Origin of the sequence: Pantoea sp. K16, from assembly GCF_048452805.1 — a bacterium.
Taxonomy (GTDB): Bacteria; Pseudomonadota; Gammaproteobacteria; order Enterobacterales; family Enterobacteriaceae; genus Pantoea; species Pantoea agglomerans.
In genome coordinates, this window is record NZ_JBLWNV010000016.1 from 95,338 (window position 1) to 116,747 (window position 21,410).

A 21,410-nucleotide genomic window follows, 5' to 3' on the forward strand; every position below is an offset into this window, starting at 1 on the left:
GCATGACGATTTCAGCAGGCGCGGGAACGCCGAACATCAGGCAGTTGCATAAGTTTGGCGGCAGCAGCCTGGCCGATGCGCGCTGCTATCAGCGCGTTGCCGGTATTATGGCGGACTACAGCCAGCCGGGCGACCTGATGGTGGTCTCTGCGGCAGGCTCAACCACCAACCAGCTGATTAGCTGGCTGAAGCTGAGCCAGAGCGATCGGCTTTCTGCGCATCAGGTGCAACAGGCCTTACGGCGCTACCAGAGCGAACTGATCAGTGCGCTGCTGCCTGCTGAGGTCGCAGAACCTTTAATCACCGCGTTTATCCGCGACCTGGAAAAGCTGGCCGCACTGCTGGATGCGCCGATTACCGATGCGGTCTATGCCGAAGTGGTCGGTCATGGTGAAGTCTGGTCGGCACGCCTGATGTCAGCGGTACTGAGCCAGCGTGACCTTCAGGCCTGCTGGCTGGATGCGCGTGAGTTTCTGCGCGCTGAACGTGCCGCACAACCGCAGGTAGATGAAGGGAAGTCCTGGCCACTGCTACAGACTCTACTGGCGCAGCATCCGCACAAGCGCATCGTGGTGACCGGATTTATCAGCCGCAACGACGCCGGTGAAACCGTCCTGCTTGGCCGTAACGGTTCCGACTATTCTGCCACGCAGATTGGCGCACTGGCGGGTGTCGGGCGGGTGACCATCTGGAGCGATGTGGCGGGTGTCTACAGTGCCGATCCCCGCAAAGTCTCTGATGCCTGTCTGCTGCCGCTGTTAAGGCTGGATGAAGCCAGCGAGCTGGCGCGCCTGGCGGCACCGGTTCTCCATACCCGTACTCTGCAGCCGGTTTCAGGCAGCGATATCGACCTGCAACTGCGCTGCAGTTATCAGCCGGAGCAGGGCTCAACCCGCATTGAGCGCGTGCTGGCCTCCGGGACGGGCGCGCGTATCGTCACCAGCCATGATGATGTTTGCCTGATTGAGATTCAGCTGCCAGAGCAGCATGACTTCGCCATCCTGCACAAAGAGATCGACCTGTTGCTGAAGCGCGCGCAGCTGCGTCCGCTGGCGTTTGGCGTTCATCCCGATCGTCAATTGCTGCAGCTCTGTTACACCGCCGAAGTGGTAAACAGCGCCTTTACGCTGCTACAGGATGCCGGTTTACCGGGCCATCTGCAGCTGCGCGACGGCCTGGCGCTGGTGGCGCTGGTTGGCGCAGGCGTTACCCGCAATCCGCTGCATACCCATCGCTTCTGGCAGCAGTTAAAGGATCAGCCAATTGAGTTCATCTGGCAGTCAGAAGAGCACATCAGCGTGGTCGCAGTGCTGCGCGTCGGCCCGACTCAGCATCTGATTCAGGGATTGCATCAGTCGCTGTTCCGGGCAGAAAAGCGCATCGGTCTGATGCTGTTTGGCAAAGGCAATATCGGTTCACGCTGGCTGGAGCTGTTTGCCCGCGATCAGGAAACGCTGTCAGCGCGGACCGGCTTTGAATTTGTGCTGGTGGGCGTCGCGGACAGCCGTCGCAGCCTGCTGAGCTATGAAGGGCTGGAAGCCAGCCGGGCACTCGCCTTCTTTGATGATGAAGCGGTAGAGCGCGATGAAGAGTCGCTGTTCCTGTGGATGCGTGCTCACCCGTTTGATGACCTGGTGGTGCTGGATGTCACTGCCAGCACACCGCTGGCGCAGCAGTATCTCGACTTCGCCAGTCACGGTTTTCACGTTATCAGCGCCAATAAGGTCGCGGGAGCGTCTGACAGTCAGACCTGGCGCCAGATCCGCGATGCCTTTACCAAAACCGGACGTCACTGGCTCTATAACGCCACCGTTGGCGCAGGTCTGCCGATCAACTATACGGTGCGCGATCTGCGCGACAGCGGCGATACCATCCTGGCGATCAGCGGGATCTTCTCCGGCACGCTGTCTTGGCTGTTCCTGCAGTTTGATGGCACGGTGCCCTTTACCGAGCTGGTGGATCAGGCGTGGCAGCAGGGTTTAACCGAGCCCGACCCGCGCGCCGATCTCTCGGGTCAGGATGTGATGCGCAAGCTGGTTATCCTGGCGCGTGAGGCAGGCTACAACATCGAGCCGGATCAGGTGCGGGTTGAATCGCTGGTGCCCAGTAACTGTCAGCAGGGATCTGTCGACCACTTCTTTGAAAATGGCGAAGAGCTGAATGAGCAGATGCTGCAACGGCTCGAAGCCGCGCAGGAGATGGACCTGGTGCTGCGTTACGTTGCCCGTTTTGATGCCAATGGCAAGGCGCGCGTGGGTGTTGAAGCGGTGCGCCCGGAGCATCCGTTGGCCTCACTGCTGCCGTGCGACAACGTCTTTGCGATTGAGAGCCGCTGGTACCGCGATAATCCGCTGGTGATCCGCGGACCGGGCGCAGGCCGGGATGTCACCGCAGGCGCTATCCAGTCAGATATTAATCGCCTCGCACAACTGCTGTAACTCCTCCTCCTCAGGCGCTTCGGCGCCTGTTTTCAATGCGTTATCGCTCCCCTGTTGAATCGCCTTCATGTTGATTGAAAATTGATCACGACTGTTGACCATTTTTAAGTTGACGGCACAGTCAGATTACGTCATTTTGAACATCTGGACGTCTAAACGTGTAGATGTTCGCAGGCCGATTGTTAATCGATGAGGGTGCAGGATGAGTTTCTTTCATGCCAATCAGCGCGAAGCGCTAAACCAGAGCCTGGCTGAGCTGAACGGGCAAATTAATGTTTCATTTGAGTTCTTCCCGCCTCGTACCAGCGACATGGAAGAGACCCTGTGGACCTCTATCGATCGCCTGAGCAGTCTGAAACCGAAATTCGTTTCTGTGACCTACGGTGCGAACTCAGGCGAACGCGATCGCACCCATAGCATTATCAAAGGCATTAAAGATCGCACCGGTCTGGAAGCCGCTCCCCATCTGACCTGTGTCGATGCCACGCGCAATGAACTGCGCACCATCGCTCAGGATTACTGGAACAACGGCATCCGTCACATTGTGGCGCTGCGCGGCGATCTGCCTCCTGGCAGCGGTAAGCCAGAAATGTACGGCAGCGATCTGGTTTCGCTGCTGAAAGAGGTGGGTGATTTTGATATTTCGGTTGCGGCCTATCCGGAAGTCCATCCCGAAGCGAAAAGCGCCCAGGCCGATCTGATTAACCTGAAGCGAAAAATCGATGCAGGTGCCAACCGGGCTATTACCCAGTTTTTCTTCGACGTTGAAAGTTATCTGCGTTTCCGCGATCGCTGTGTCGCGACCGGCATTGACGTGGAAATTGTGCCGGGCATTCTGCCGGTCTCTAACTTTAAACAGCTGCAACGCTTTGCCACGCTGACCAATGTGCGCGTGCCGGGCTGGATGAGCGCGATGTTCGCCGGTCTGGATGATGATCCGGAAACGCGGAAAATGGTGGGAGCCAATATCGCGATGGATATGGTGAAAATCCTGTCACGCGAAGGGGTGAAGGATTTCCATTTCTACACGCTGAACCGTGCCGAAATGAGTTACGCCATTTGTCACACCCTGGGCGTGCGTCCTGCTGCTGCTGCGGCTTAACCGCTCTGCTTCAGCCAATAAAAAAAGTCGGGAGAGTCCCGACTTTTTTTGTTTTTACTGCAGGGCGGCGCTGGCGATCGTCAGCACCTCACCACCATTAACCGGTATTGCGCATGCCTGCCGCGACACCAGCAATGGTCACCATCAGCGCCTGCTCAACGCGGGCATCCGGTTCATCGCCATTCGCTTCCCGCGCGCGCGAACGATGCAGCAGTTCGGCCTGGAGTACGTTGAGCGGATCGGTATAGACGTTACGCAGTGCAATTGACTCGGCAATCCACGGCTGATCGGCCATCAGGTGTGAGTCATTGGCAATGGTCAGTACCGCTTTGATATCCGCATCAAGCTGATCGCGCAGCTGTTTGCCCAGCGGCCAGAGTGATTTCTCGACCAGACGCTGATCGTAATATTCCGCCAGCCACAGGTCCGCTTTTGAGAATACCATCTCCAGCATACCCAGACGGGTAGAGAAGAATGGCCAGTCGCGGCACATCGCTTCCAGCTGATCCTGATGACCGGCGGCCATCGCCTGTTGCAGGGCCGCACCGGCACCCAGCCACGCAGGCAGCATCAGACGGTTCTGCGTCCAGGCGAAAATCCATGGAATCGCACGCAGCGACTCTACGCCGCCGGTAGGTCGGCGCTTGGCGGGACGTGAGCCCAGCGGTAATTTACCCAGCTCCTGCTCCGGCGTCGCTGAGCGGAAATAGGGCACGAAGTCAGCATTTTCACGCACATAACCGCGATACATCGCACAGGAGTCGGCGGAGAGCTGATCCATAATGTCGCGCCATTCGCGTTTTGGCTCCGGCGGCGGCATCAGGTTCGCTTCCAGAATTGCGCCGGTGTAGAGCGACAGGCTGGCGATGGTGACGGCGGGTAAACCATATTTAAAGCGGATCATCTCGCCCTGTTCGGTCACGCGCAGACCGCCGCGCAGGCTGCCTGGTGGTTGCGACAGCAGCGCTGCATGGGCGGGTGCGCCGCCACGGCCAATGCTGCCGCCGCGTCCGTGGAACAGCGTCAGTGAAATCCCGGCCTTCTCACAGGTTTTAATCAGGGCATCCTGTGCCTGATATTGCGCCCAGCTGGCGGCCATCACACCGGCGTCTTTCGCCGAGTCAGAATAGCCAATCATCACCATCTGTTTGCCCTGAATTAAGCCGCGATACCAGTCGATGCTCAGCAGCTGGCTCATTACGTCATTGGCATTATTCAGGTCATCAAGCGTTTCAAACAGCGGTGCAACCGGCATGGCATAGCCGATGCCTGCTTCTTTCAGCAGCAGATGCACGGCCAGCACGTCAGAAGGGGTTTTCGCCATGGAGATAACATAGGCGGCGATAGAACCCTGTGGCGCTTCAGCCGCGACGCGACAGGTCTCCAGCACTTCACGCGTTTCATCGCTGGGCTCCCAGCTGCGAGGCAGCAGCGGACGCTTGGAGTTCAGTTCACGGATCAGGAAGGCCTGCTTGTCCGCTTCGGACCAGCTTTCATAATCGCCGAGGCCCAGATAGCGGGTCACTTCAGCAATCGCTTCGGTGTGACGGGTACTCTCCTGACGCAGATCGATACGCACCAGCGGCACGCCGAAGCATTTCACGCGGCGCAGCGTATCAAGCAACTGACCGTTGGCGATAATGCCCATGCCGCACTTTTGCAGTGACTGATAGATGGTAAACAGCGGATCCCACAGCTGATCGTTGGAGACCAGCAGATCGGCCGGGCGCGGCAGACGTTCACCTTTCAGGCGACGTTCCAGGAATGACTGGGTAGTCATTAACTGGCTGCGCAGGCGTTTCAGGATCATACGATAAGGTTCAAGTGCTTCCGGATCGCCGCTGAGTTCCCGGATCTCTTCAGTGCACTCTGACATCGACAACTCAGAGATCAGTACGCCGATATCGCGCAGGAACAGGTCAGTGGCTTTCCAGCGACTCAGCTGCATAACGTGGCGGGTAATCGCCGCCGTAACGTTAGGGTTACCGTCGCGGTCGCCACCCATCCATGAGGTGAACTGAACCGGCACGAAATCGACCGGCAGCTTAATGCCGAACGCCTCTTCTACCTGCTCGTTCAGCTCACGCAGGAAAGCGGGTACGCCTTCCCACAGGCTGTTTTCCACCACGGCAAAGCCCCATTTGGCTTCGTCGATAGGGGTCGGACGATATTTGCGGATCTCATCGGTGTGCCACGCCTGTGCCACCAGCTGACGCAGACGGCGCATAATCTGGTTACGTTCGTAGTCGGAGACGTCGCTGTGATCGAGCTGTTTCAGGCAGCTGTTAACTTCGACCAGCTTGTGAATCAGCGTACGGCGGGTGATTTCAGTCGGGTGAGCCGTCAGCACCAGTTCCAGCGACAGCGACTCAATGGCCGCAAGGATGTCACTTTCGCTGATATCTTTCTGCTGCTTCAGGGTATCAAAGGTCTTTTTCAGCAGTTCGGGATGGTTCTCACCCTCGCCACTTTGCGAGATGGTCTGATACTGCTCAGCCACGTTGGTGAGGTTCAGAAACTGGCTAAAAGCGCGTGCAACCGGCAGAAGCTCCTCGTTGGAGAGGTTCTGCAGCGTATTGAGCAGTTCTTTACGATGAGTGTCATTTCCTGCACGGGATGACTTGGAGAGCTTACGGATGGTTTCCACCTGGTCGAGGATGTTCTCTCCCAGTGCATCCTTAATCGTATCCCCGAGCAGTTTGCCGAGCATACTGACATTACTTCGCATTGCGGAATATTGTTCGTTCATTGGACCCTGACACCCTTATCGTCTTGAAAAACTTCTACACCCGACCTTTCAGGCAGCAGAAAAATCAGCAACGCCATGTTCCCCCTAATCTACAGGGAACCGGCTCCGTTGCCGCCTGTCCACATTCTGAAACGCTCTGGATAATCACCCGGTGGGCATAACATCGTCTTTTATCTAGCCACGTAATGTTGCGTTCGTCAAATGCGTTAAAGTGCGCTAAAGGTGTGGCTAAATAACGGAAATTCGTAGAATTTATCGGGAACAAAGCTGGATAAGTTATTCTTATTGCTAAATCCCGCAGAATGAAGGGGCATTTTACTGTTAATGCAGTGAAATGCCCCATTTGCTGTTAATCAGTGGCAAAAATGCTGCACAACCTGAGTGATAAGCGCCCTTGTCGGCTTAATAAATGCAGTATCAATAAATTCGTCTGGCTGATGTGCCTGCTCAATCGACCCCGGGCCCAGTACCAGCGTTGGGCAGAGCTGCTGAATAAAAGGCGCTTCGGTGCAGTAGTTCACCACCTCAGTGGGTATACCCAGCAATTTCTCGACCACACTGACCAGTTCATGATCTGCCGGACACTCGTAGCCAGGAATCGGCGGATGCAACTCGGCAACCGTGACACGGCCCGGCCAGCGCGCACTGACCGGTGCCAGCGCCTCGTTCAGTAGCCCATCGAGGTCGTTCAGCGACAGGCCCGGCAGCGGACGGATATCCATATGCAGTTCACAGCAGGCGCAGATACGGTTAGCGGCGTCACCGCCATGAATATGGCCGAAATTCATGGTGGGGTAGGGGATGGCAAAGCCGTCATGATGATAACGCTCCTGCAGCGTATTGCGCAGTTGCATCAGATGGGTGATCGACTCATGCATCAGTTCAATGGCGTTAACGCCTCGCGCGGGATCGCTGGAATGGCCCGATTTCCCCTCAATACGGATCACATTCGACAGGTGACCTTTGTGCGCACGCACCGGTTTAAGCGAGGTTGGTTCACCGATGATGGCGCAGTCAGGACGCAGCTGCGTCGACTCAGAAAAATATTTGGCGCCAGCCATGGTGGTCTCTTCATCGGCCGTAGCGAGGATATAGAGCGGCTTGCTCAGCGTGCTGACATCCACATCGCGCAGTGTATCGAGAATAAAGGCGAAGAAGCCTTTCATGTCTGCCGTGCCCAGGCCATAGAGCTTATTGTCGTGCTCGGTCAGGGTAAAGGGATCGCGTGTCCAGCGGCCATCGTCAAAAGGAACGGTATCGGTATGACCTGCTAGCAGCAGGCCGCCCGCACCGCTTCCGGTACGCGCCAGCATATTAAATTTATTGCGGGTGCCGGGCACCGGCTGCACTTCAACGCTGAAGCCGAGGTCGCGGAACCAGCCGGCCAGCAAATTGATTAAAGTTTCATTACTCTGATCCAGTGCGGCATCGGTTGCGCTGATCGACGGTGTGGCGATTAACTGGCGGTACAGTTCAATAAAAGGCGGTAATTTTGTCTTCACTGTTGGCGGTCCTTGGGTTAGGATGTATCCATATTCATGCAGTAATAGTGAATAAAAATACATTAACGTCCTCTGCAAGGGAACCTTAAATCACTGCAGATGACAGGGCGGGTAACGGGGCAAGGCCGCGACCCGGAACGTGCGACTGTAAAAAGGGTTACAGCCTGATGTTGAATACGCTGATCGTTGGTGCCAGTGGTTATGCTGGTACAGAGCTTGCCACCTTCCTGAATCGCCATCCACATATCAACATAACCGCTTTGGCGGTTTCGGCGCAAAGCCCTGATGCCGGCAAGCGCCTCTCCGATCTCCATCCGCAGCTGAAAGGTGTGGTGGATTTGCCGCTGCAGCCGCTGAGCAGCGCGGCCGAGTGGGCAGACAAGGTGGATGTGGTGTTCCTGGCGACGGCCCACGAAGTCAGCCACGATCTGGCGCCGGAATTTCTCAAGGCTGGCTGTGTGGTGTTCGACCTGTCGGGTGCGTTCCGCGTGAATGACGCTGATTTTTATACCCGCTTTTATGGCTTCACCCATCAGCATGGCGACTGGCTGGACAAAGCCGTTTACGGCCTTGCCGAATATCAGCATGAGAAAATCCAGCAGGCGCAGCTGGTGGCTGTGCCAGGTTGCTATCCGACCGCTGCGCAGCTGGCGCTGAAGCCCCTGGTGGATGCCGGACTGTTAAACGAGGCGCAGTGGCCGGTAATCAACGCCACCAGCGGCGTGAGCGGTGCCGGACGTAAAGCCAATGTCGGCACCAGCTTCTGCGAAGTGAGCCTGCAGCCTTACGGCCTGTTCAATCATCGTCATCACCCGGAAATCGTCGCGCACCTCGGTACGCCGGTGATCTTCACTCCGCATCTGGGTAACTTCCCGCGCGGTATCCTGGCGACGATTACCTGCCGTCTGAAAGCAGGTGTCAGCCGTGAAGATATCGCCGCAGTTTTCCATCGCGCCTATGACAACAAGCCACTGGTGCGGCTCTACGAGCAGGGCGTACCGGCGCTGAAAGCCGTTGTGGGTCTGCCTTACTGCGATATCGGTTTTGAAGTGCAGGGCGAGCATCTGATTGTCGTGGCAGCCGAAGATAATCTGCTGAAAGGCGCGGCATCGCAGGCGGTACAGTGCCTGAACATCCGGTTCGGCTTCCCTGAAACGCAGTCACTGATTTAACGGACAAATATACCATGACCAATCCATTGATTATCAAGCTGGGCGGTGTGTTGTTAGACAGCGAAGAAGCGCTGGCCCGCCTGTTTGAAGCGCTGCTGACCTACCGCAGCGCCCATCAGCGTCCGCTGATTATTGTCCACGGCGGCGGTTGCCTGGTGGATGAACTGATGAAAAAGCTGGCGCTGCCGGTGAAGAAGAAAAATGGCCTGCGTGTCACGCCAGCCGATCAGATCGACATTATTACCGGTGCGCTGGCGGGAACCGCGAATAAAACGCTGCTGGCCTGGGCAAAAAAATCGGGCATCAACGCGGTAGGCCTCTGCCTGGGCGATGCGGGCATCGTGAATGTCACACCGTTTGATGAAGAACTCGGCCACGTTGGCCACGCAATGCCGGGCGATCCGGCATTGCTGAACACCCTGCTGGCGGCCGGCTATATGCCGGTGGTGAGCTCAATTGGTATAACTGACAGCGGAGACCTGATGAACGTCAACGCTGACCAGGCGGCGACCGCACTGGCCTCGACGCTGGGCGCTGATCTGGTCCTGTTGTCAGACGTCAGTGGTATTCTCGACGGCAAAGGTCAGCGCATCGAAGAGATGACCGCCGACAAAGCTGAGCAGCTGATTACCCAGGGCATTATTACCGACGGCATGATTGTGAAAGTGCACGCTGCGCTTGATGCAGCGCGTACCCTGGGCCGCCCGGTGGATATTGCCAGCTGGCGTCACGCTGAGCGGCTGCCTGACCTGTTTAACGGCGTGTCGATTGGCACCCGGATTCTCGCTTAACGACTCTGATTCAAGGATTACGAAATGCAAACGCAAAACATCAAAAAAATCGTTCTGGCTTACTCCGGTGGTCTTGATACTTCGGCCATCATTCCATGGCTGAAAGAGAACTACGGCGGCTGTGAAGTCGTCGCTTTTGTCGCAGATATCGGTCAGGAGCGCGGCGATCTGGAAGGTGTAGAGAAGAAAGCCCTGCAGTCCGGCGCATCTGAATGCCACGTGGTTGACCTGCGTGAAGAGTTCATCAGCGACTATGTCTATCCGGTGCTGCAGACTGGCGCCCTCTATGAAGGCACTTATCTGCTGGGCACTTCAATGGCGCGTCCTATCATCGCTAAAGCACAGGTTGAGCTGGCGCTGAAAGTGGGTGCGGATGCGCTGTGTCACGGCGCTACCGGTAAAGGGAATGACCAGGTGCGTTTCGAAACCACCTACACCGCGCTGGCACCGCAGCTGAAAGTGGTGGCACCGTGGCGTGAATGGAACCTGCGTTCACGTGAAGCGCTGCTGGACTACCTGAAAGAGCGCAACATTCCGACCACCGCGTCACTGGAGAAAATCTACAGCCGCGACGAAAACGCCTGGCACATCTCTACCGAAGGTGGCGTGCTGGAAAGCCCGGCCAATGCACCGAATAAAGATTGCTGGGTCTGGACTGTCGATCCGCTGGAAGCGCCTGACCAGCCTGAAGAAGTGACCGTAACCGTGGAAAAAGGTCGGGTTGTGGCGGTTAACGGCGAAAAACTGAGTCCGTTCCAGTGCCTGGAAAAACTTAACGTGCTGGGCGCAAAACATGGCGTCGGCCGTATCGATATCGTTGAAAACCGTCTGGTAGGGATTAAATCGCGCGGCTGCTACGAAACCCCTGGCGGCACCATCATGGTCAATGCGCTGCGTGCGGTTGAGCAGCTGGTGCTGGATCGCGATAGCTTCAAATGGCGTGAGCAGCTCGGCCACGAGATGTCCTATGTGGTTTATGACGGTCGCTGGTTCGCCCCGCTGCGTAAGTCGATTCAGGCCGCTGCCGAATCGCTGGCGGAAGAGGTTAACGGTGAAGTGGTGCTGCAGCTCTACAAAGGCCAGGCGACAGCCACCCAGAAGCGTTCCGCGAACAGCCTCTACTCGGAAGAGTTCGCCACCTTCGGTGAAGATGAAGTGTACGATCACCGTCATGCGGGCGGCTTTATCCGTCTGTTCTCACTCTCTTCGCGTATCCGCGCCCTGAACGAGCAGAAGAAGTAATTTTCAGGCGAGGTGCGCCTCGCCTCATAGTTTCATTTCAGGGGCGGCATTTATGCCGCCCCTTGTTTAACGATTCAGAGGAGTTTTCACATGGCACTTTGGGGTGGACGGTTTACTCAGGCAGCGGATCAACGTTTTAAACAGTTCAATGACTCGCTGCGCTTCGATTACCGCCTGGCAGAGCAGGACATCATTGGCTCTGTTGCCTGGTCCAAAGCGCTGGTGACGGTAAATGTCCTGACTCAGGATGAGCAGCAGCAGCTGGAAGCGGCCCTGAATACGTTACTGGATGAAGTCCGTGAGGATCCTGAGCAGATTCTGCAGAGTGACGCCGAAGATATCCACAGCTGGGTTGAAGGCCAGCTGATCGACAAGGTGGGCGCGCTGGGCAAAAAACTGCACACCGGACGTAGCCGTAACGATCAGGTCGCGACCGATCTTAAGCTGTGGTGCAAGGTGCAGATTGAAGCGCTGCTGAGTGCCACCCGTGATCTGCAGCAGGCGCTGGTGGTCACCGCCGAAGCCAATCAGGATGCGGTGATGCCGGGCTACACGCATCTGCAGCGTGCGCAGCCGGTGACGTTTGCGCACTGGTGCCTGGCCTACGTTGAAATGCTGGCGCGTGACGAGAGCCGTCTGCAGGATACGCTGAAGCGGCTCGATGTCAGCCCGCTGGGCTGTGGCGCACTGGCCGGTACCGCGTATGAGATCGATCGTCAGCAGCTGGCAGGCTGGCTGGGCTTTGCTTCTGCCACGCGCAACAGTCTGGATACCGTATCAGACCGCGATCACGTGCTGGAGCTGCTTTCTGACGCTGCCATCGGCATGGTGCATCTGTCGCGCTTCGCCGAAGATATGATCTTCTTCAACACGGGTGAAGCGGGCTTTATCGAACTGTCAGATAAAGTGACCTCCGGCTCATCGCTGATGCCGCAGAAGAAAAATCCGGATGCGCTGGAGCTGATTCGCGGCAAGTGTGGCCGGGTGCAGGGCGCGCTGACCGGCATGATGATGACGCTGAAAGGTCTGCCGCTGGCCTACAACAAAGATATGCAGGAAGACAAAGAGGGGCTGTTTGACGCGCTCGACACCTGGCTCGACTGTCTGCATATGTCAGTTCTGGTGCTGGATGGCCTGCAGGTTAAACGTCCGCGCTGCCAGGAAGCGGCTGAACAGGGTTACGCAAACTCCACTGAACTGGCTGACTATCTGGTCGCCAAAGGCGTACCGTTCCGTGAAGCACACCATATCGTCGGGGAAGTAGTGGTTGCCGCCATCGGGCAGGGCGTGGCTCTGGAAGCGCTGTCGCTGGCACAGCTGCAGCAGTTCAGTGCGGTGATTGGCGAGGATGTCTATCCGATTCTGGCGCTGCAATCCTGTCTGGATAAGCGTAATGCGCAGGGCGGCGTCTCGCCACAGCAGGTTGCGCGTGCCATCGGTGACGCAAAGCAGCGTCTGGCGTAATTAACAGGTAAAAAAAAGCGGGCACATTAAATGCCCGCCAACCTCTAGCTTCAGAATTACTCATTTTTATAGGCACATCATCAAAGCGCCTGCTCTCCCGGCCGACGCTCAGATTCTCTTACGCTGACAGCAAATATTGCTGCAGATCCTCACTGCCGCCAATGTGACGACCTCCCATGAAGATCTGCGGTACCGTCGCCCGGCCTGAAACGGCGCGCAGACTCACGGTTGTTGCATCCTGTCCCAGCACGATCTCTTCGTACTGAATACCATGATCCATCAGCATCTGTTTTGCCTGGGTGCAGAAGGTGCAGCCAGGTTTAGTGAAGATTGAGACCGACTCCTGAGCTTTACACTCGGGCGCCAGATAGCGCAGCATGGTGTCGGCATCAGAGACCTCAAATGGGTCGCCTGGCTTGTTTGGCTCAACAAACATTTTCTCTACCACGCCGTTACGCACCAGCATCGAGTAGCGCCATGAACGTGGGCCAAAGCCGAGATTGGCTTTCTCAACCAGCATCTCCATGCCGCGGGTAAACTCGCCGTTGCCATCAGGGATAAAGGTAATGTTGTCTGCGCGCTGTTCTGCTTTCCAGGCGTTCATCACAAACGTGTCATTCACCGAGACGCACAGAATGCTGTCCACATCCTGCTGGGCAAACAGACCCGCTAATTCGTTGTAACGCGGCAGATGGCTGGAGGAGCAGGTCGGTGTGAATGCGCCCGGCAGTGAAAAAACGATGACCGTTTTGTCTTTAAACAGCGCTTCAGTGGTGACATCGACCCAGCGATCGCCCTGACGTGTGTGAAAAGTCACTGACGGAATAGCTTTACCTTCCTGACTTGCAAACATTTTTTTCTCCTGACATACCGCGTTCCATTTGATGTGCGCATTATTCCCAACCACCCTTGATAGGGCCAATCGTTCATTGCTATTCTATCTATCGCCACGGTCTATCGTGGCTTGGAGGGTAATAATGAATATTCGTGATCTTGAATATCTGGTTTCGCTTGCTGAACACCGTCATTTCCGCCGTGCTGCGGATGCGTGTCATGTCAGTCAGCCGACGTTAAGCGGGCAGATCCGTAAGCTGGAAGATGAGCTGGGTGTGATGCTGCTGGAGCGCACCAGCCGTAAAGTGCTGTTCACCCAGGCAGGTTTGCTGCTGGTGGATCAGGCGCGTACGGTGCTGCGTGAAGTGAAAGTGCTGAAAGAGATGGCCAGTCAGCAAGGGGAAGCGATGTCAGGTCCGCTGCATATCGGCCTCATCCCGACTACCGCGCCCTACTTATTGCCACAGATTATCCCGACGCTGCACCAGACATTCCCGAAACTGGAGATGTATCTGCACGAAGCGCAGACGCAGCAACTGCTGGCACAGCTCGATAGCGGCAAGCTGGACTGCGCGATTATCGCGCTGGTCAAAGAGAGCCAGGCCTTTATCGAAGTGCCGTTGTTTGATGAGCCGATGAAGCTGGCAGTCTATGCCGATCATCCCTGGTGCGATCGCGACCGGGTACCTATGTCCGATCTGGCAGGCGAGAAATTGCTGATGCTGGAAGATGGGCACTGTCTGCGTGACCAGGCGATGGGGTTCTGCTTTGAGGCGGGTGCCGATGAAGATACCCATTTCCGTGCGACCAGTCTTGAGACGCTGCGCAATATGGTGGCGGCAGGCAGCGGGATTACGCTGCTACCGGCGCTGGCAGTCCCACCGGAGCGTATCCGCGACGGCGTCTGCTATCTCACCTGCTACAAACCGGTGCCACAGCGTACGATTGCGCTGGTCTATCGTCCGGGTTCACCTCTGCGCAGCCGTTATGAACAGCTGGCAGAGGCGATTAAAACCCACATGCAGCACTATTTCGACGCTGCGTTAAAACAGGCGGTTTAAGCCGTTTAACGCCGCAACGCGATAGGCTTCGGCCATGGTCGGATAGTTAAAGGTGGTATTCACGAAGTACTCAATCGTGTTGCCACCGTTTTTCTGCTCCATGATCGCCTGACCGATGTGAATAATCTCGGCGGCCCGTTCACCAAAGCAGTGAATTCCCAGAATCTCTTTGGTTTCCCGATGGAACAGAATCTTCAGGCTGCCAACGTTCATGCCAACGATCTGCGCTCGCGCCAGATGTTTGAACTGCGCGCGGCCCACTTCGTAAGGCACCTTCATTGCCGTCAGCTGCTGCTCGGTTTTACCCACGGAGCTGATTTCCGGAATGGTGTAAATCCCGGTTGGGATATCTTCAATCAGGTGCGCTGACGCTTCCCCTTTGATAATCGCCTGAGCGGCAATACGGCCCTGATCGTAGGCGGCTGAGGCCAGGCTTGGATAGCCAATCACGTCTCCGACGGCATAAATGTGCGGCTGAGCCGTCTGATACATGCTGTTCACTTTCAGCAGGCCACGACCATCCGCTTCCAGACCCACATTTTCCAGCGACAGCGAATCGGTGTTGCCGGTACGGCCGTTAGCGTAAAGCAGACAGTCGGCTTTCACTTTCTTACCCGACTTCAGATGCATGATGACGCCATCTTCCACCCCTTCGATCTTCTCAAACTCTTCGTTGTGACGAATCACCACGCCGCTGTTCCAGAAGTGGTAAGAGAGAGAGTCAGACATCTCCTGATCAAGAAACGCCAGCAGGCGATCGCGGGTGTTAATCAGGTCAACTTTGACATTCAGTCCACGGAAAATCGACGCATATTCACAGCCAATCACGCCCGCGCCATAAATAATAACGTGGCCCGGTTCGTGGTGCAGATTGAGAATAGAGTCGGAGTCATAAACGCGTGGATGAGTAAAGTCGACATTGTCAGGATGGTAAGGTCGTGAACCACAGGCGATAACAAACTTCTCTGCCGTCAGCGTCTCACGCGTGCCATCCGGTTGCTCAATCTCAATGGTGTTGGCATCAACAAAATGCGCATCGCCCTGATAAAGTTCACAACGGTTACGCTCGTAGAAGCCCTGACGCATGGCTGTCTGCTGGCTGATCACGTTTTCAGTGTGATTGAGAATGTCGGCAAAAGAGGAGCGAAGCAGTCGGGTATGATCGCTGTAGAGCGGATTTTGGTTGAATTCAATAATGCGACTGACGGCGTGGCGAAGGGCTTTAGAAGGGATGGTGCCCCAGTGCGTACAACCGCCGCCGATGTTGTGGTAGCGTTCAATCACGGCGATGCGCGCTCCCTGTTTTACCAGCCCCATCGCCGCCCCTTCACCGCCGGGCCCTGAGCCAATCACAATGGCATCGTAATCGTAAGACTTTTGCATACCGATACGTCCTATTATTTATACATTTTTACAACGAGATTCTAACATCTCGTCGCGCACTTCTGAATTCTATCAGCGATTTTCATCACATTTTGACAAAGAGTGAGGTTCACAGGCGGTGACAAAGATTGCCAATCTGTACGCTGAAAATTTTGATATAGTGCCTGCTTAACACCGCTAAAGGCAGAGAGAATGGGCGTCAGAGCGCAACAAAAAGAACGTACACGACGTACACTGATTGAAGCAGCGTTCAGTCAGCTCAGCGCCGAGCGCAGTTTTGCCAGTCTGAGTTTGCGGGAGGTTGCCCGTGAAGCAGGGATTGCACCTACCTCCTTTTATCGTCATTTCAAGGATGTTGATGAGCTTGGCCTGACGATGGTAGATGAAAGCGGGCTGATGTTGCGACAGCTGATGCGCCAGGCGCGCCAGCGTATTGCCAAAGGCGGCAGCATCATTAAAACGTCGGTGTCGACCTTTATGGAGTTTATCGGCAACAATCCCAACGCTTTCCGCCTGTTACTGCGTGAACGTTCCGGCACCTCTGCCGCTTTTCGTGCCGCCGTGGCGCGTGAAATTCAGCACTTTATCGCTGAACTGGCCGATTATCTTGAGGTCGAAAATCGCATGCCGCGCAGTTTTACCGAAGCGCAGGCTGAAGCGATGGTGACCATTGTTTTCAGCGCCGGTGCAGAAGCACTGGATGTTGATGCTGAGCAGCGACGTAAGCTTGAGGATCGGCTGGTGTTACAGCTGCGTATGATCGCCAAAGGCGCTTATTACTGGTACCGCCGGGAGCAAGAGCGACTGGCGGCCACCCTGGAAAAACCCGAAGAGCAATGAGTAAGGATCAGTCCATGACCCACCCAGGTACTCGCGATAAAAGCACACTGGTACTGGCTTTTATTACCGGCTTAGCAATTAACGGCTCGTTTTCTGTGCTGTTCAGCGCCTTTGTTCCATTTTCGATTTTTCCGCTGATTGCGCTGGGTCTGGCGGCCTGGTGTCTGCATCAGCGTTACCTCAACACCAATATGCCGGACGGTATGCCAGGACTGGCAGCGGCGTTTTTCCTGCTGGGGATTCTGGTTTATAGCGCGCTGGTGCGGGCAGAATACCCGGATATTGGCTCCAACTTCGTTCCCACCGTTCTGATGGTAGCGCTGGTGTTCTGGATTGCGACGCGTTTTAAGCGCAAGCGTAATCAGTAGTGATAAAAAAAACGGGAACCTCAGGGTTCCCGTTTTTGTTTACGCTTTACGTGTCAGCAGGACACCGCATTCCATATGGTGGGTATAGGGGAACTGATCAAACAGCGCCAGCCGCGTCACATCGTGCGTTTCCGCCAGCGTCTGCAGATTGTCGCTGAGGGTCTGCGGATTGCAGGAGATATAAAGGATGCGCGGATACGCCTGCACCATTTTCACCGTCTCTTCATCCAGTCCGCTGCGCGGCGGATCGACAAAAATCGTCTCGCATTCGTAGCTGGTCAGGTCAATTCCTTCCAGACGATTAAAGCTACGCACGCCATTCATCGCCTGGGTAAACTCTTCCGCCGCCATACGAATGATCTGCACGTTATCAATCTGGTTCACGGCAATATTGTATTGTGCTGACGCAACAGAGGGCTTGGCGATCTCAGTTGCCAGAACGCGGCGGAAATTGCGTGCCAGCGCCAGCGAGAAGTTGCCATTACCGCAGTAGAGTTCCAGCAGGTCGCCCTGTGAATCCTGCGTCACATCCAGCGCCCACTCCAGCATCTGAATATTCATCGCCGCGTTAGGCTGGGTAAAACTGTTTTCGACCTGACGATAGATAATCTCGCGACCCGCTACCGGCAGACACTCATCAACGTAGTCGCGATCCAGACAGATTTTGGTTTTGGTGGCGCGTCCAATCAGCTGCACATCCAGCCCTTCCGCGCGAAGCTGGTCACGCAGCGCCACGGCTGCCTGCTGCCACTCATCATCCAGTTTGCGGTGATAGAGCAGCGAAATCACAATCTGATTGCTCAGGGTCGACAGATAGTCGATCTGGAACAGTTTATGACGCAGGGTACGGTTATCACGGATCGCGGCGATCATCTTTGGCATCAGCTGATTGATCAGCTGGCTGGCCGCCGGGAACTGATCAACACGGATCCGCTCGCGTGTCTGCTGATCAAAGATGATGTGATAGATATCATCGCCGTCGTGCCACAGGCGGAATTCGGCGCGCATCCGATAGTGGCTGACCGGTGAACGGAACACCTCCACGTCGGGCGCAGCAAACGGTGTCATCATCGTCTCTAAACGACTGACTTTTTCCGCCAGCTGTGCGTCATAGTCTTCAATGGGGAGATGTTCGGGTGTCATGAGCAATCCTGATTAATAGCTTACCAGCGGGCGATTGTAGGCATTCACTTGCTGATGTCCAGTCCCGCAGCGAGAAGATGTTTGGCAGTCTGGACTTCCGTATCTCCACTCCGTAGACTGCAGACGCCGGCCTCAAGCCCGAGTTAATAGGGAATCCAGTGTGAATCTGGAGCTGACGCGCAGCGGTAAGGAATGTCGTGATGAGTGCAATTGCAGACACTGTCCTGTGGGATGGGAAGTCATCATCACTTATGGTTCCCAGCCCGAAGACCTGCCGGTGTAACGTCGCTACTCGTACAATCATCGCGTGCTATTGATTGTCGGCCTGCGGCATCCTGCTTCGTCTTATGGATGCGATAAAAATGACAAAAAAAACTGCTTCGCTGTTCGCTCTGAGCGCAACGGCGATTTCTCTCTGGGCGCAATACGGTTTTGCTCAGGGGAATGATGATACGCAAATAGTCACCGCCAACCGTTTTGCTGAACCTGTTTCAGGTGTGCTGGCACCCACCACCGTTGTCACACGTGATGAGATTGATCGCTGGCAGGCCAAAAGCCTGACCGATGTGATGCGCCGCCTGCCGGGTGTTGATGTTGCGCAAAGTGGCGGGTTAGGGCAGCAGAGTTCGCTGTTTATTCGGGGCACCGAATCGAGACATGTACTGATCCTGATTGATGGTATCCGGCTTAATCAGGCGGGCATCACCGGTTCGTCTGACCTCAGCCAGATCCCGCTGTCACTGGTGCAACGCATCGAATACATTCGCGGTGCGCGTTCTGCAGTCTACGGTTCCGATGCGATTGGCGGCGTGGTGAATATCATTACGGGCCGATCGCAACCTGGCACCACGCTGACGGCGGGTGTCGGGTCCAACGGCTATCAATCCTACGACGGCTCAACCCAGCAGATGCTGGGCGATGCGACAAAGCTCACCTTGGCAGGCAACTACACCTATACCAAAGGGTATGACGTGGTGGCGGGTTATCCCAATGACTTTAGCCCGGCGCAGCACGATCGCGACGGCTTCATGAGCAAAACCCTGTATGGCAACCTTGAGCATCAGTTCAGCGATGAGCTCAGTGGTTTTGTGCGCGGCTACGGGTTTGATAACCGCACCGCCTACGACGGTTCATATACCTACGATAATAATTTCAATATTATCGGGCTGGCGGATACCCGCCAGCTCTACAGCCAGACCTGGGACACCGGGTTACGCTTCAATCGTGACTTCTACTCTACCCAGCTCATCGCCAGTTATGGCCATACCAAAGACATCAACTACGATCCGCGCAATGGTCGCTACGGTGCCGCGTCCACCTTTGATGATGTCACCCAGTACAATCTGCAGTGGGGCAACACCGTGCAGGTGGGGCAGGGGGCGATCAGCGCGGGTGTCGACTGGCAGAAAGAGACGACCGAGCCGGGCACGAACTATTTGTCAGATGGCTATGAGCAGCGTAATACCGGTCTCTACCTGACCGGCCAGCAGCAGTTTGGCAGCGTCACCCTTGAAGGTGCGGTACGCGGTGACGACAACAATCAGTTTGGCTGGCATAACACCTGGCAGACGGCGGCCTCATGGGAGTTTATCTCCGGCTACCGCGCGTTCGCCTCTTATGGCACCGCTTTTAAAGCACCTAATCTGTCGCAGGTTTACAGCCCGTTTTATGGCAATCGCGACCTCGATCCTGAAAAAAGTAAGCAGTGGGAAGGCGGTTTTGAAGGGCTGAGCGGACCGGTGAACTGGCGTGTGTCGGGCTATCGCAACGACATCGATAATCTGATTGATAGTGATCCGGCGACTTTCCGTTACTACAACATTAAGCAGGCTCGCATTAAAGGCGTTGAAGCGACCGCAGGATTCGACACCGGGCCGCTGGCGCATCAGCTCTCTTATGATTATGTCGACGCGCGGGATGGCAGCACCGATCAGCCGCTCGTACGCCGGGCTAAGCAGCAGGTGAAATACCAGCTCGACTGGACGCTGTATGAGTTTGACTGGTCAGTCACCTACCATTATCTGGGTGACCGTTATGATACGGACTTTAACAGCTCTCCCAGCCGTCGCGTGAAGTTAGGGGGCGTCAGCCTGTGGGATCTCGCCGTCTCATATCCTGTCACTTCACAACTCACGGTTCGTGGTAGAATTGCCAACCTGTTCGATAAAGATTACGAGACAGTGTATGGCTATCAGACACCAGGACGAGAGTATTACCTCAGCGGCAGCTACAACTTCTGATTTGCGTCCCACCGTGCTGGTGTTTGATTCCGGCGTCGGTGGGCTTTCTGTCTATGATGAGGTCCGTCAGCTGTTGCCGGATCTTCATTATCTTTACGCCTTCGATAACGCTGGCTTCCCTTACGGTGAGAAAAGCGAGACTTTCATTGTGGATCGGGTGGTCGCTATCGTTGAGGCCATTACCCGCAGCTATCCTCTCTCGTTAGTGATCATCGCCTGTAATACGGCCAGCACCGTTTCATTGCCCGCTTTACGTGAACGTTTTGCCTTTCCTGTCGTGGGGGTGGTTCCGGCGATTAAACCGGCCGCGCGCCTGACGCGAAATGGTGTAGTGGGCTTGCTGGCGACGCGTGCCACGGTGCGCCGTCCTTATACCCATGAGCTGGTGTCGCAGTTTGCCGGTTCCTGCAAGATAGAGATGCTGGGATCAGCGGAGCTGGTTGAACTGGCAGAAGCGAAGCTCCATGGTGCGGAGGTGGCTCTGGATGAGGTGCGCCGTATTGTTCAGCCGTGGCTGCGGATGGCGGAACCACCGGACACGGTCGTTTTAGGCTGTACGCACTTTCCTTTACTGCGCGAAGAGTTGCAGCAGGTGTTACCGGAAGGGACGCGTCTGATTGATTCCGGTGCGGCAATTGCACGACGCACAGCCTGGCTGCTGGAGCATGAAGCACCTGAAGTGCATTCATCGCAGCAGAACGTTGCATTTTGTACGGAGCTGGATGGCGAAGCAGTACAATTATCACCCGTTTTACGGCGTTATGGCTTCCCGTTGCTGGAAAAACTGGCGCTTTAGCGGCTTTTAGCTGAAAAAATCAGCACTCGGAATTTTATTTGAAATTAGCACTTGTCACCCTCCGAGAACTCCCTATAATGCGCCTCCACTGACACGGCACAACGGCTTACGAAGCGCCGGGTTGAGTAGGTTCGAAATCATACGAACCAGTGAGTTAAGCGAAAATAAATGCTTGACTGACAATGCGGAAAGCGTAATATACGCAGCCCGCGCCGCAGTAAATCGCGGCATGCTCTTTAACAATTTATCAGACAATCTGTGTGGGCACTCGCAGGATTGATATCA

Annotated in this window: 16 protein-coding genes and 1 riboswitch; of the genes, 11 read left to right on the forward strand and 5 right to left on the reverse strand. The window is 55.7% G+C overall.

Features of this window, described 5'->3' with window-relative positions; translation table 11 throughout:
* Positions 1-2 precede the first annotated feature (2 nt).
* Both ACK13D_RS19445 and metF read left to right on the forward strand, forming a co-directional pair.
* A complete protein-coding gene (locus ACK13D_RS19445; protein WP_418796995.1) occupies positions 3-2,438 on the forward strand; it encodes a bifunctional aspartate kinase/homoserine dehydrogenase II in 2,436 nt (811 codons plus the stop codon).
* 202 nt (positions 2,439-2,640) lie between these two features.
* Positions 2,641-3,540: a methylenetetrahydrofolate reductase gene (gene metF, locus ACK13D_RS19450; RefSeq protein ID WP_033759192.1), complete on the forward strand. Its 900-nt coding sequence runs from the start codon at positions 2,641-2,643 to the stop codon at positions 3,538-3,540.
* Positions 3,541-3,637: 97 nt separating this feature from the next.
* On the opposite strand, the gene ppc is transcribed toward metF, so the two are convergent.
* The gene (gene ppc / locus ACK13D_RS19455; protein ID WP_022624923.1) at positions 3,638-6,289 is read right to left on the reverse strand and encodes a phosphoenolpyruvate carboxylase; all 2,652 of its coding nucleotides are present in this window, start codon (positions 6,287-6,289) and stop codon (positions 3,638-3,640) included.
* A gap of 353 nt (positions 6,290-6,642) precedes the next feature.
* Positions 6,643-7,791: an acetylornithine deacetylase gene (argE, locus tag ACK13D_RS19460; protein WP_010258144.1), complete on the reverse strand. Its 1,149-nt coding sequence runs from the start codon at positions 7,789-7,791 to the stop codon at positions 6,643-6,645.
* Between the two features lie 167 nt (positions 7,792-7,958).
* Between argE and argC the strand changes: the two genes are divergently transcribed.
* From argC to argH, 4 genes are all read left to right on the forward strand, one after another.
* Complete coding sequence (gene argC / locus ACK13D_RS19465) at positions 7,959-8,963, forward strand: N-acetyl-gamma-glutamyl-phosphate reductase (protein WP_010672063.1); 1,005 nt, start codon at positions 7,959-7,961, stop codon at positions 8,961-8,963.
* Between the two features lie 14 nt (positions 8,964-8,977).
* Positions 8,978-9,754, forward strand: a complete 777-nt coding sequence (argB, locus tag ACK13D_RS19470) for an acetylglutamate kinase (RefSeq protein ID WP_010258140.1) — start codon at positions 8,978-8,980, stop codon at positions 9,752-9,754.
* Between the two features lie 24 nt (positions 9,755-9,778).
* A complete protein-coding gene (locus tag ACK13D_RS19475) occupies positions 9,779-10,996 on the forward strand; it encodes an argininosuccinate synthase (protein WP_022624925.1) in 1,218 nt (405 codons plus the stop codon).
* Positions 10,997-11,086: 90 nt separating this feature from the next.
* Positions 11,087-12,460, forward strand: coding sequence for an argininosuccinate lyase (gene argH / locus ACK13D_RS19480; RefSeq protein ID WP_045139514.1), 1,374 nt, complete (start codon positions 11,087-11,089; stop codon positions 12,458-12,460).
* 118 nt (positions 12,461-12,578) lie between these two features.
* On the opposite strand, the gene ACK13D_RS19485 is transcribed toward argH, so the two are convergent.
* On the reverse strand, positions 12,579-13,313 hold the full coding sequence (locus tag ACK13D_RS19485) for a glutathione peroxidase (protein ID WP_346449831.1): 735 nt from the start codon (positions 13,311-13,313) through the stop codon (positions 12,579-12,581).
* Positions 13,314-13,437: 124 nt separating this feature from the next.
* Between ACK13D_RS19485 and oxyR the strand changes: the two genes are divergently transcribed.
* On the forward strand, positions 13,438-14,355 hold the full coding sequence (gene oxyR / locus ACK13D_RS19490; RefSeq protein WP_010258132.1) for a DNA-binding transcriptional regulator OxyR: 918 nt from the start codon (positions 13,438-13,440) through the stop codon (positions 14,353-14,355).
* Here oxyR and sthA read toward each other — a convergent pair.
* A complete protein-coding gene (gene sthA / locus ACK13D_RS19495) occupies positions 14,338-15,738 on the reverse strand; it encodes a Si-specific NAD(P)(+) transhydrogenase (protein WP_010258130.1) in 1,401 nt (466 codons plus the stop codon). The two genes, oxyR and sthA, sit on opposite strands and share 18 nt — an antisense overlap.
* Before the next feature lie 192 nt (positions 15,739-15,930).
* Here sthA and fabR point away from each other — a divergent pair, with 192 nt between their 5' ends.
* A complete protein-coding gene (fabR, locus tag ACK13D_RS19500) occupies positions 15,931-16,578 on the forward strand; it encodes an HTH-type transcriptional repressor FabR (RefSeq protein ID WP_010258128.1) in 648 nt (215 codons plus the stop codon).
* Between the two features lie 14 nt (positions 16,579-16,592).
* Positions 16,593-16,946: a YijD family membrane protein gene (locus ACK13D_RS19505; protein WP_010258126.1), complete on the forward strand. Its 354-nt coding sequence runs from the start codon at positions 16,593-16,595 to the stop codon at positions 16,944-16,946.
* A 39-nt stretch (positions 16,947-16,985) separates the two neighbouring features.
* On the opposite strand, the gene trmA is transcribed toward ACK13D_RS19505, so the two are convergent.
* Positions 16,986-18,089, reverse strand: a complete 1,104-nt coding sequence (trmA, locus tag ACK13D_RS19510) for a tRNA (uridine(54)-C5)-methyltransferase TrmA (RefSeq protein ID WP_010672059.1) — start codon at positions 18,087-18,089, stop codon at positions 16,986-16,988.
* Between the two features lie 110 nt (positions 18,090-18,199).
* Positions 18,200-18,382: riboswitch (cobalamin riboswitch) on the forward strand.
* A gap of 69 nt (positions 18,383-18,451) precedes the next feature.
* On the opposite strand from trmA, the gene btuB reads away from it, so the two are divergent.
* Positions 18,452-20,329: a TonB-dependent vitamin B12 receptor BtuB gene (btuB, locus tag ACK13D_RS19515; protein ID WP_122889929.1), complete on the forward strand. Its 1,878-nt coding sequence runs from the start codon at positions 18,452-18,454 to the stop codon at positions 20,327-20,329.
* Entirely contained in the window at positions 20,274-21,125 is an 852-nt protein-coding gene (gene murI / locus ACK13D_RS19520; protein ID WP_033759179.1) for a glutamate racemase, read from the forward strand. Before btuB ends, murI begins: the two co-directional genes overlap by 56 nt.
* The last annotated feature ends 285 nt before the right edge of the window (positions 21,126-21,410 follow it).

Bases quoted from the DNA above. Each gene is read 5' to 3' on its own strand.
- ACK13D_RS19445 (WP_418796995.1), top strand. From the start codon at position 3: ATGACGATTTCAGCAGGCGCGGGAACGCCGAACATCAGGCAGTTGCAT.
- metF (WP_033759192.1), top strand. From the start codon at position 2,641: ATGAGTTTCTTTCATGCCAATCAGCGCGAAGCGCTAAACCAGAGCCTG.
- ppc (WP_022624923.1), bottom strand. From the start codon at position 6,289: ATGAACGAACAATATTCCGCAATGCGAAGTAATGTCAGTATGCTCGGC.
- argC (WP_010672063.1), top strand. From the start codon at position 7,959: ATGTTGAATACGCTGATCGTTGGTGCCAGTGGTTATGCTGGTACAGAG.
- argB (WP_010258140.1), top strand. From the start codon at position 8,978: ATGACCAATCCATTGATTATCAAGCTGGGCGGTGTGTTGTTAGACAGC.
- ACK13D_RS19475 (WP_022624925.1), top strand. From the start codon at position 9,779: ATGCAAACGCAAAACATCAAAAAAATCGTTCTGGCTTACTCCGGTGGT.
- argH (WP_045139514.1), top strand. From the start codon at position 11,087: ATGGCACTTTGGGGTGGACGGTTTACTCAGGCAGCGGATCAACGTTTT.
- ACK13D_RS19485 (WP_346449831.1), bottom strand. From the start codon at position 13,313: ATGTTTGCAAGTCAGGAAGGTAAAGCTATTCCGTCAGTGACTTTTCAC.
- oxyR (WP_010258132.1), top strand. From the start codon at position 13,438: ATGAATATTCGTGATCTTGAATATCTGGTTTCGCTTGCTGAACACCGT.
- sthA (WP_010258130.1), bottom strand. From the start codon at position 15,738: ATGCAAAAGTCTTACGATTACGATGCCATTGTGATTGGCTCAGGGCCC.
- fabR (WP_010258128.1), top strand. From the start codon at position 15,931: ATGGGCGTCAGAGCGCAACAAAAAGAACGTACACGACGTACACTGATT.
- ACK13D_RS19505 (WP_010258126.1), top strand. From the start codon at position 16,593: ATGACCCACCCAGGTACTCGCGATAAAAGCACACTGGTACTGGCTTTT.
- trmA (WP_010672059.1), bottom strand. From the start codon at position 18,089: ATGACACCCGAACATCTCCCCATTGAAGACTATGACGCACAGCTGGCG.
- btuB (WP_122889929.1), top strand. From the start codon at position 18,452: ATGACAAAAAAAACTGCTTCGCTGTTCGCTCTGAGCGCAACGGCGATT.
- murI (WP_033759179.1), top strand. From the start codon at position 20,274: ATGGCTATCAGACACCAGGACGAGAGTATTACCTCAGCGGCAGCTACA.